This is a genomic window from Streptomyces swartbergensis, assembly GCF_002148965.1.
GTDB classification, from domain to species: Bacteria; Actinomycetota; Actinomycetes; order Streptomycetales; family Streptomycetaceae; genus Streptomyces; species Streptomyces swartbergensis.
The window spans coordinates 1-10042 of sequence record NZ_NGFN01000316.1; the positions used below are offsets into that span (position 1 = coordinate 1).

At 70.5% G+C, this 10042-nt stretch carries 9 protein-coding genes; 3 read left to right on the forward strand and 6 right to left on the reverse strand.

From position 1 onward, the window contains the following. The first annotated feature begins 11 nt into the window (after positions 1–11). Both CA983_RS34395 and CA983_RS34400 read left to right on the forward strand, forming a co-directional pair. Positions 12–1481 carry a non-reducing end alpha-L-arabinofuranosidase family hydrolase gene (locus CA983_RS34395; protein ID WP_086604685.1) on the forward strand — a complete coding sequence of 490 codons (1470 nt, stop codon included), beginning with the start codon at positions 12–14 and terminating at the stop codon, positions 1479–1481. A 178-nt stretch (positions 1482–1659) separates the two neighbouring features. Beyond that, entirely contained in the window at positions 1660–2298 is a 639-nt protein-coding gene (locus CA983_RS34400; RefSeq protein ID WP_244207217.1) for an aldehyde dehydrogenase family protein, read from the forward strand. 69 nt (positions 2299–2367) lie between these two features. On the opposite strand, the gene CA983_RS48435 is transcribed toward CA983_RS34400, so the two are convergent. Together CA983_RS48435 and CA983_RS34415 are read right to left on the reverse strand one after the other, a co-directional pair. Then, a complete protein-coding gene (locus CA983_RS48435) occupies positions 2368–4188 on the reverse strand; it encodes a DNA glycosylase AlkZ-like family protein (protein ID WP_244207218.1) in 1821 nt (606 codons plus the stop codon). 109 nt (positions 4189–4297) lie between these two features. After that, on the reverse strand, positions 4298–4843 hold the full coding sequence (locus tag CA983_RS34415; protein ID WP_086604687.1) for a DUF1697 domain-containing protein: 546 nt from the start codon (positions 4841–4843) through the stop codon (positions 4298–4300). Positions 4844–4905: 62 nt separating this feature from the next. On the opposite strand from CA983_RS34415, the gene CA983_RS34420 reads away from it, so the two are divergent. Continuing rightward, entirely contained in the window at positions 4906–5865 is a 960-nt protein-coding gene (locus CA983_RS34420) for a helix-turn-helix transcriptional regulator (protein WP_086604688.1), read from the forward strand. A 143-nt stretch (positions 5866–6008) separates the two neighbouring features. On the opposite strand, the gene CA983_RS34425 is transcribed toward CA983_RS34420, so the two are convergent. The 4 genes from CA983_RS34425 to CA983_RS34440 all read right to left on the reverse strand — a co-directional run. Then, entirely contained in the window at positions 6009–7163 is a 1155-nt protein-coding gene (locus tag CA983_RS34425) for a multidrug effflux MFS transporter (RefSeq protein WP_244207219.1), read from the reverse strand. Between the two features lie 271 nt (positions 7164–7434). Continuing rightward, positions 7435–8139, reverse strand: coding sequence for a gamma-glutamyl-gamma-aminobutyrate hydrolase family protein (locus CA983_RS34430; protein WP_244207220.1), 705 nt, complete (start codon positions 8137–8139; stop codon positions 7435–7437). Next, entirely contained in the window at positions 8136–9626 is a 1491-nt protein-coding gene (locus CA983_RS34435; RefSeq protein WP_086604690.1) for an aldehyde dehydrogenase, read from the reverse strand. The genes CA983_RS34430 and CA983_RS34435 overlap by 4 nt, the downstream gene beginning before the upstream one ends. Before the next feature lie 20 nt (positions 9627–9646). Next, positions 9647–10042 (reverse strand): acetoacetate decarboxylase family protein (locus CA983_RS34440; protein WP_167407519.1); only part of this gene is annotated, 396 nt, incomplete at its 5' end.

Consider the following 10042-nt stretch of genomic DNA (forward strand, 5'->3'; position numbering starts at 1 on the left):
GGGCCCCTCTGATGTGGTTTCGCCACCCGTCCCCGGTCCGTCTCAGACGCTTACTCGCCGTCCTTGCACCCTTGCTGCTCGTGGCCACCTTCCTCGGTGCCCAGCCCGCCGGCGCGGCGACCGTAGACCCCAACGCCTCGTATGTGCTGGTCAACCGCAACAGCGGCAAGGCCCTGGATGTCTACAACATGGCGACCAACGACGGCGCCCGGATCACCCAGTGGACCAGGAACGATCAGAACCAGCAGCAATGGCAGTTCGTCGATTCCGGGGGCGGCTACTACCGCATCAAGTCCCGCCACTCGGGCAAGGTGCTGGACGTCCACAACTGGTCCACCGCGAACGGCGGCTCGATCGTCCAGTGGGCCGACCTGAACAGCACCAACCAGCAGTGGCGCCTGGCCGACAGCTCGGACGGCTACGTGAGGCTCATCTCGCGCCACAGCAACAAGGCCCTCGAAGTACAAGGCGCCTCCACCGCCGACAACGCGAACGTCGTCCAGTACGACGACTGGGGCGGCGCCAACCAGCAGTGGCAGCTCGTCAAGATCGGCGCCGACAACCCCGGCCCGTGCGCCCTTCCGTCGACATACCGCTGGACATCGACGGGCGCGCTGGCGCAGCCCAAGCCGGGGTGGGTCTCGCTCAAGGACTTCACCGTCGCCCCCTACAACGGCAGGCAACTCGTCTATGCGACGACGCACGACACAGGGACGCGCTGGGGTTCGATGAACTTCGGCCTGTTCACCAACTGGTCGGAGATGGCGTCGGCCAGCCAGAACACGATGTCGACTTCCACTGTCGCCCCCACGCTCTTCTACTTCGCGCCGAAGAACATCTGGGTGCTCGCCTACCAGTGGGGTAGGACCGCCTTCTCCTACCGGACATCGAGCGACCCCACCAACCCGAATGGCTGGTCATCGGAGCAGGAGCTCTTCTCCGGAAGCATCCCCGGCCCCGGAACAGGCCCCATCGACCAGACGCTCATCGCTGACGGGACGAACATGTACCTGTTCTTCGCCGGCGACAACGGCAAGATCTACCGGGCCAGCATGCCGATCGGGAACTTCCCGGGCAGCTTCGGCTCGACCTACACAACGATCATGAGCGATACGACGAACAACCTGTTCGAAGCCCCGCAGGTCTACAAGCTCCAGGGCCAGAACCGCTACCTCATGATCGTCGAGGCGATCGGCTCGCAGGGCCACCGCTACTTCCGCTCGTTCACGGCCACCAGTCTGAACGGCTCATGGACACCCCAGGCCGCGACCGAGAGCAATCCCTTCGCCGGCAAGGCCAACAGCGGCGCCACCTGGACCAACGACATCAGCCACGGCGAACTGATCCGCACCAGCCCCGATCAGACCATGACCGTCGATCCCTGCAATCTGCAGTTGCTCTACCAGGGGCGCAGCCCCAACTCCGGCGGCGACTACGGCCTCCTGCCCTACCGTCCGGGTCTGCTGACACTGCGGCGCTGACGGAGTGACACGAGTCCGGCTCCGGTACGGAGCCGGCGTGGCGGGCTCGGCGGAAGGCCGAGCCCGCCCGGATCACGCGACAACGTCAGCGCTCATACGGCGACGGAGCGCGGGGTCGGGCAACGCTCACCAGCCCGAGGGCCATCCCGTAACGCCCTGCTCGTGGCGGAACACCGACGTGCCCGACACCACGGCACGGCTCATCGAGGACGGCCGCATCGCCGCCGTCACCCTGACCGGAAGCAACCGTGCCGGAGCCGCGGTCGGCACGGCGGCAGGGCGGGCAGCGAAGAAGTCGGTGCTGGAGCTGGGGGGTTCGGACGCCTTCGTGGTGCTCGACGACGCCGACGTCGCGGCCGCCGCGGCGGCCGCGGTGCGGGCACGCTTCACCAACTCCGGCCAGAGTTGCGTGTGCGCCAAGCGGTTCATCGTGGCCGAGGCGGTGGCGGACGCGTTCACCACGGCCTTCGTCCAAGGGGTGGAGGGGCTTCGGATCGGTGATCCCCGGGAGCGGTCGACGCAGGTCGGCCCGCTGGCCCGGGACGACCTGCGGGCGGCGATCGCGCGTCAGGTGGAGGAGTCCGTCGCCGCGGGCGCCCGGCTGCTGCTCACGGGCGGGAAGCCGCTGCCCGGCGACGGCTACTTCTTCCAGCCCACCGTCCTGGCCGACACCGGCCCCGGCATGGCCGCCTTCGACGAGGGGACCTTCGGTCCGCTCGCCGCCGTGACCGTCGCCCACGGTGACGACGCGGCCGTACGGCTGGCCGAGGCCACCGCCTTCGGGCTCGGCCTGAGCGTGTGGACGTCCGACACCTAGCGCGGCCTCGCGCTGGGTCGTCCGACGTCCTCCGGCCCATCCGGATCCTCGGTGCCGGGGCGCGCCACCTCACTTCCCGGAGAGCAGCCGGGCTTCGGCGCTCGGCAGCTTGCGCCACCAGTGGGCGTAGCGGCGGTAGACCTGCGGTTCGCGGTCGGCAAGGAAAGCCGTCAGCGATCGGGCCTCGGCAGCGAGTTGCTCCCAGGTCTCGTCCGGCAGGTGGTGGAAGGCGGTCGCCTCGATCCCCTCCTCGGCCGGGCGCCACACACCGGCGACGTACCCGTCGACCAGCAGGGTCGGCAGCACGTCACCGTTCACGCGGATCACGAGCTTGCGGTAGTCCGGCGGGATGAGACGGCTACGGTCGGAGTAGGCCAGCAGGGTGCTGTCCCACATGGCCATCAGCCGGGGCGGCGCCGGGGTGCCCTCGTCCGGGCGCGGTGCACCCGGGACGTCGAACAGTTCCTCGCCGTTGGGCCCTTCCAGCCGCTCCAGGTCACCGGCGAGACCCTGCAGTGCCTTGCGGACCCTGCCTCGCTGCACCAGCGCGAACTGCGCCACGTCCGCCACCGACGCGGGCCCGAATCCCCCGAGATAGCGAAGGATCAGTTTCCGCAGGGACTCGGCGGACACCTCCGGGTTCGCCAGCACCGGTCGCCTCCGGGCCGCGACGTACGACGGACGGTGGCCGAAGGACCACGGCGGCGTGGTGGGTGCGTGCAGCAGCGGTGCGTAGTGCCGCAAACCCCACCACGCCTCGGGCTTCGGCGGCGCACCCAGCCGTTGTCCGAGCCACGCCTCGTACTCCGGGCTCGTCCGAGGCCGGTCGGCGAACGCGAGCAGCTCAGGGATCAGCGCGTCGGCGTCCTCGACGGTCAGCCCCGACGCCGTGAAGCGGTCATTGAGCCTGGCGGCACGCAGCGACGGCTGCACGGCCTCGTGGAAGGCCCGGTAGTCGTCGGCGTGGACGGCATGCAACGTGATCCGCATCAGGGTCGACTTGACGACCGCGTGGCCGGTGAAGGCCGCATCGAGTTCGGCGGGGTCGAAGTCGGCGAGCCGGTTCCACAACGCGAGGTAGGGCGAGGCAGCCTGCTGCGCCTGCAGCGCGACCACACGCCGTACGGCTTCGCCGACGCCGAGCGTCTCCCGCCGCAACAACAACTGCCGAGCGAGCGTGGCGCGGTTGAGTTCCCGTGCGGTGAGTTTCATGCGGTGATCTTCTCTTGGACCTTGAGGGATGCGGTCAGCGGTAGGGGCGGAAGAACTGCCGGAGGTCGCCGACGAGGAGGTCCGGCACGTCGAGATCGCGGTCGTGTAGCCGTGCACCATGCCCTGCATCTGGACCAGTAGCTGCGACCGGCCGGACGCAGAAGCGGCGATGTGGTCGGTGAGGTAGGACGCGGTCGCCGAGGCGGCGATCGTGTTCAGCAGGGCCGTGCCGATCGCGCCGCCCACCTGCTGTGATGCGTTGACCATCGCGGAGGCGACACCGGCGTCCCGCGGCTCGACGCCCTGTGCGGCCAGCGACATGGCCGGCATGAACGCCGTACCTGTGCCGAGGCCGAGGCCGAGGCCGAGGCCGAGGCCGAGGCCGAGCAGCAGCATCCCCGGCAGCACGAGCGCGGCGTACGACGAGCCGGTCTCCAGCCGGGTCAGCAGGAACAAGCCCAGCGCGGCGACCAGCAAAGCGGGGCCCATCAGCAGCCGGGGCGCGATGCGGGTCACCAGCCGGGTGCCGATCTGCGCGGAGCCCGTGACCATGCCCACGACCAGCGGCACGATGGTGGAGTCCAGGACCACCATCAGCTGGGCGAGCGCGACGAAGACGAGCGCTTTCCAGCGGTTGGCGTCCGGTGCGCCCAGAGCCTTTGAGGCTGTTTGAGACATGGGGGTACCCACTTCGGGACTTCGGGACTTCGGGACGGGGGGATGAGATCAGACAGCGGTTTGAACGAGCTGCCTCGCGGCTTGGCTGGGCATCAGGGCTAACGCGTCGTCACGTGGCGGCCGCGCGCGCCAGCTCGGCCAGCTTCAGCACGGTGTTCCAGTTGCGCGCCGTGTTGGGCACGCCGATGCCCCTGTCGAACTTCGCCGCCAGGTTCCTGCCGTCGAAGCCGCCGGGCGTGTGGATATAGGCGACCCTGTTGATGACGGCGAATTGCTCGCCGGGCGCTGCGAAGGCGCGCAGCGCCTCGACCTTCCCCGGCTCCGGCTCCCCGGCCAGGACCGCCACGAGGAGGAACTTCGGCACCGCGACGGCGTCCGGAAACGGATTGGCCTCGATCAGCTCCTCCCACTCGGCGAGCGAGACGGCGTGAATGTCCTTCGCGAAGCCGAATTCACGCGCGCAGACCTCCGCGATGCGCTCCACCACCGCCTCCCGGGCAAGGTCGCTCTCCACGATCGCGTTGCCGCTGTTGATGTAGGTGGCGACCTTCGAAAAGCCCGCTTCGGCAAGCTTCTGGCGCAGTGGCGCAACGGGAAGCCGCGTCGCGCCGCCAACACCGCGGAAGAGGATGATCCAGACCGTCCGTGCCTTCATATCTGCACGCTAGCCCCAATTGAGGTCAATTCCTGTCCTCGTTTGCTGCCAGACTTGATGTCATGCTCGACACATCGGCACGCCTGCTGCGATTGCTGTCCCTCCTGCAAAGCCGTCCCGAGTGGACCGGCCCGGAACTCGCCGAGCGGCTGGACGTGACGGTCAGGACCCTGCGCCGCGACATCGCCCGGCTCCGCGAACTCGGATACCCGGTCCGGGCCACAGTGGGAGTCGCCGGCGGCTATCAGCTCGGCGCGGGGTCGACGCTGCCGCCGCTGCTGCTCGACGACGACGAGGCCGTCGCGATCGTGCTGAGCCTGCGCACCGCCACCAGCCACTCGGTGACCGGCATCGCGGAGACGTCACTGCGAGCCCTGACCAAGCTGGAGCGGCTGTTGCCGGTACGGCTCCGCCGGCGCACCACCGCACTCCGTGAGGCCACCATCGCCCTGACCAGCCAGGCGCCCACGGCCGACCCGGAGGTGCTGACGGTGCTCGCCGAGGCGTGCCAGGCCCCACACCACCTCACCTTCGGCTACCATGCCCACGACGGCGAGGCCAGCTTCCGCCGGGTCGAGCCGCACCGGCTGGTGCACACCGGCCGCCGCTGGTACCTGGTCGCCCGCGACCAGGACCGGGACGACTGGCGCACCTTCCGCGTGGACCGGATCAACGATCCCCGCTCGACCGGGACCCGGTTCGTCCCCCGCGACCCGCCCGACGCGGCGGTCTATGTCGCCCACTCGGTCACCGCCGCGCCCTACCACCACCGCGCCCGCATCCTGGTACGGGCACCGGCCGCCACCGTCGCCGAGCGGATCTCACCGGGCACCGGGATCATCGAAGCGACCGACCCCGACAGCTGCCTGCTGACCATCGGCGGCGACTCGCTCCCGCAACTGGCGCTGCACCTGGCACTGCTCGGCCACGACTTCATCGTGCACGAGCCCGCGGAGCTGGCCGAGGAGCTGGGTCGACTGGCGGACCGGCTCGGCCGGGCCCACCGGGCCTCCACCCGGTAGCCCGGCGGCTCCCACCGCAACCGCGACCATCGCCGTTCGTGTGGGCGGCGACGTCGGCGTCGTGGGTGTCATCACCAGGGCGGCGCCCTGCTCGCGGGTCACGGAGTTCCGCAACCGGTCCACCTCCGTGCTGAGTTCGTCGGCTAAGCACTGCCGAGCGACTCCAGTGCCCGGGGCAGTGTGTCGTGGGTCTTCCAGGGGCGGGCCAGGAACAGCAGCGCCAGTGCGGCGCAGAGGATGGCGCTCAGCATGATGACCGCCATGGGCAAAGGACTGCCGGTGCTGAACACGCCGACGAGCGGGGAGGCGAGGGCACCCAGCAGGAATTCCACCCCGCCGAGCAGTGCCGACGCGGCTCCGGACGCCTTCCGGCCCAGTGACTGCCCGAGGGTCATACCGGCCGGGAAGACCATCCCGATGCCGAACAGGGTGACGAACAGACAGGCCCAGGTGCCGGCCAGGCCAGCGCCGTCCCCGGCGAGCAGGGCCACCTGCAGCAGCATGCCGGCGAGCGCCACCGCGACCCCGGCCGTCAGCAGGCTGCCCACCGACAGTTTCCGGGAGAGAGTCCCGAAGCTCCAGCCGGCCAGCAGCATGCCCGCCGCGTTGGTCGCGAAGATCAGGCTGTACCGCGTGGCGGACACCGCGTAGTGGTTTTCGAAGACGAAGCTGGAACCGGCGATGTACGAGAAGAGCGCCGCGGAGCTGAACGCCAGAGTGAGCATGCAGCCGAGGAACGCGCGGTGGCCGAGCAGCCGCCCCATGGCCCGGAACGTGATGGTCACCCCGCCCTGACGGCGCCGCTGGGGAGGCAGTGACTCACGGACACCGAACAGCGCGGCCAGGAAGAGCAGCACACCGAAGAATGCGAGCACGACGAAGACAGCCCGCCAGCTCGTGACCGACAGGATCGCGCCTCCGAGCACCGGCGCCGTGACGGGCGCCAGGCCCATCACCATCGACAGCATCGAGAAGTAGCGCGGCAGCTCGGGGCCGTGGAACCAGTCGGTGACCACCGCCTGCGCCAGCACCATGCCGGCCGCCCCGGCGACGCCCTGAAGGAACCGCGCGGCGATCAGCATCTGCACGTTGGGGACGAGCGCGCACGCCAGGGAGAGAACGGCGAACAGGGCGGTGCCGGGCAGGAGCAGGCGGCGGCGCCCGAGGCCGTCGCTGAGCGGCCCGATGACCAGTTGGCCCAGGACGAGCCCTGCCAGGAAGGCGGTCATGGACAGTTGCACGGCCGAGTCACTCGCGTGCAGGGTTCGTCCCAGTTCAGGAAAGCCTGGCACGTACATGTCCGTGGCCAGGGGGGCTACGGCGGCCAGCGCGCCGATTATCGTGATCAGGGCGCCGACCCTCCGGGGTGGGCCCGGGCCGGTCGAGACCGGGGAGCGGTGCGTCGCGGCCCGCCGCGGCCGTCGCCCTGCCGGCCGGCACCCGCGGCGGCCCTGTGCGGTGCTTCCCTCGCCGAGGTCTGGTGGCGCCTTTGCGGCGGCGGCGAGGTCCGGCGCGGCGTCTTGAGCGTCCACGGGTGGCGGCGGGCTGCCGGAGCGCCGGCCGGGCTGCTCAGCCGGAGCCGGCATGACGGACCAGGGTGCCGAACAGGTTCTGCGGAGAGGGGTCATGGCGCGCGGTGTCCTCCGGGTGCCACTGCACCGCCACGAACCAGCCTCGTGAGGAAGGAAGTTCGAGGGCTTCGATGGTGCCGTCCTCGGCTGTGGCCGCCACGGTCAAGCCGTTGCCCAGGCGCTCGATCCGTTGGTGGTGGTAGCAGGATGCCTCGACCTTCTCGGCGCCGACTGCCTCCGCCATCTGTGTTCCTGGTCGGATGGTCACCGGGTGCCGCAGATGGCGGTGCTCGTGGCCGGGGCCGCCCATGTCCTGGTGAAGGCTGCCGCCGAGGGCGACATTGACGACCTGCAGGCCGCGGCAGATCGCCAGCATCGGGATCCCCGACTCCAGGGCTACGCGGACGACTTGCAGGTCGAAGGCGTCCTGGAGGTCATCGACGTCGTAGACGGTGTCGTGGGTGTCGGTGGCGCCGTAGTGGTGCGGGGCGAGGTCGCCGCCGCCGGGGAGCAGGACGCCGTCGAAGCGGGCGAGTCGGGCGGCGATGTCCTCTTCGGCCGGGTCGGTCGGGTGGATGCTCACCGGTTCGCCGCCGGCCCGCCACACTGCTTCGATCAAGGCGCGGGCGTTGACCTCGGCGGCGTACCGCAGCGCGGATGTGGTGGCGGAGAATCGGGCCGGGATGGCGATCAGTGGTCTCACAGCTGGATCCAGGTCGTCTTGAGCTCGGTGTACTTCTCCAGGGCGTGGGCGGATTTGTCGCGGCCGTTGCCGGACTGCTTCATGCCGCCGAAGGGGACGGTGAGGTCGCCCTCCTCGTAGCAGTTGACCCAGACCGTGCCGGCCTTCAGGGCGCGGGAGACCTGGTGGGCGGTGGACAGGTCGGAGGTCCACAGGCCGGCGGCGAGGCCGTACTCGGTGGCGTTGGCCAGCCGTACGGCCTCGTCGAGGTCGTCGAAGGTGAGGACGGACAGGACGGGGCCGAAGATCTCCTCGCGGGCGAGCCGCATGCCGGGGTCCACGCGGTCGAAGACGGTGGGCTGGAGGAAGCTGCCGCCGGTGGCGGTCAGCGTGCGGTCCCCGCCGGTGCGCAGTCGGGCCCCTTCCGCGCGGCCGGTGGCGATGTGGTCCAGGACGCGCTCCGCGTGAGCCTCCGAGACCAGGGCGCCCATCTCCGTGGCCGGGTCCAACGGGTCACCGACCTTCAGTTCCCGTGCCCGCCGAACCACGGCGTCGGTGACCTGCTCGGCGATGGAGGAGTGCACGAGGAGCCGAGAGGGGGCGGTGCACATCTCGCCCTGGTTGAAGAAGATGCCCCACGCGGCGGTGGCGGCCGCCTTCTCCAGGTCGGGCGCGTCAGGCAGGACGATGTTGGGTGACTTGCCGCCCAGCTCCAGCCAGACCCGCTTGAGGTTGGAGTCGGCGGCGTAGCGCAGGAAGTGGCGGCCGACGGCGGTGGAGCCGGTGAAGGCCAGGACGTCGACGTCGGGGTGCAGGCCGATCGCCCGGCCCGCGGTCGGGCCGTCACCGGTGACGACGTTGAGGACGCCCGGGGGCAGTCCGGCGTCGGTGCCGATCCGGGCCAGCACCAGGGCCGATAGCGGGGAGGATTCGGACGGCTTGAGGACGACGGTGCAGCCCGCGGCGAGGGCCGGGGCGACCTTCCAGCTCGCCAGGGTGAGCGGGAAGTTCCACGGTACGACCGCGCCGACCACGCCGGCCGGCTCCCTCGTGACGAGGGCGAGGGCGTCGGGGGCGGTGTGCGGGGACTCGTCGGTGAGTTTGTCAGCGAGCTGTCCGTACCAGCGGAAGGTGTTGATGGCGGCGCGCAGTTCGATGTCGTACGCGTCGGTGATGGGCTTGCCCATCTCCAGGCTGATCGTGAGAGCGAGTTCCTCGCGTCGTTCTTCGAGGAGTTCGGCGATCCGCAGGAGGATCCGGCCGCGTTCGGCGGGGGCCAGGCGTGGCCAGGGGCCGGAGTCGAAGGCCCGGCGCGCGGCCGCGACCGCGAGGCCGACCTCGGCCTCACCCGCGTCGGCGACGTGGGGGAGGCTCTGTCCGTTGCGGGGCGCGACGACGGTGAACGTCGCGCCGTTGCCGCTTTCGGCCCGGCCGTCGATGTGGTGCTGGGTGGGCAGGTCGAGTGCCTTGGCCCGGATCAGCAGTTCCTCGTGGGTGACGTTGCGCATGAGTGTCTCCGTCCGGCGCTCTACTCGGCGCCGGAGGTGCCGGACTCCAGCAGCCGTCCGCCGTCCCACACCACGCCGACCTGGCGGTAGTACGCGGCGATCGGCTCGTGGATCTCCAGGCGGGCCAGTTCCTCGGTGGGTGCCTCGAACAGCTCCAGCTCGGCGTCGCCGACCCAGGGCTGACCGCCCTCGAAGGAGGCGGCTCCGGTCTCGATCAGCTCGTCCAGGGCGAGCCCCTTGCCCTTCTCGATGGACGGCAGCCAGCGGTGGTGGGCCATCGGATGGGCGTTGACGAACCCGTTCGTCTCCGACGGCTCGCGCAGGGTCACCACGGCCTGCGCCAGGCGCCGGTCGGCGGCGGCGAGGGTCGCTCCGAAGCGCGCACCCGCCTCGATGCGGGGTGCGGGGCCGTAGGG

Bases quoted from the DNA above. Each gene is read 5' to 3' on its own strand.
- CA983_RS34395 (WP_086604685.1), top strand. From the start codon at position 12: ATGTGGTTTCGCCACCCGTCCCCGGTCCGTCTCAGACGCTTACTCGCC.
- CA983_RS48435 (WP_244207218.1), bottom strand. From the start codon at position 4,188: ATGTCTCAAACAGCCTCAAAGGCTCTGGGCGCACCGGACGCCAACCGC.
- CA983_RS34415 (WP_086604687.1), bottom strand. From the start codon at position 4,843: ATGAAGGCACGGACGGTCTGGATCATCCTCTTCCGCGGTGTTGGCGGC.
- CA983_RS34420 (WP_086604688.1), top strand. From the start codon at position 4,906: ATGCTCGACACATCGGCACGCCTGCTGCGATTGCTGTCCCTCCTGCAA.
- CA983_RS34425 (WP_244207219.1), bottom strand. From the start codon at position 7,163: ATGTACGTGCCAGGCTTTCCTGAACTGGGACGAACCCTGCACGCGAGT.
- CA983_RS34435 (WP_086604690.1), bottom strand. From the start codon at position 9,626: ATGCGCAACGTCACCCACGAGGAACTGCTGATCCGGGCCAAGGCACTC.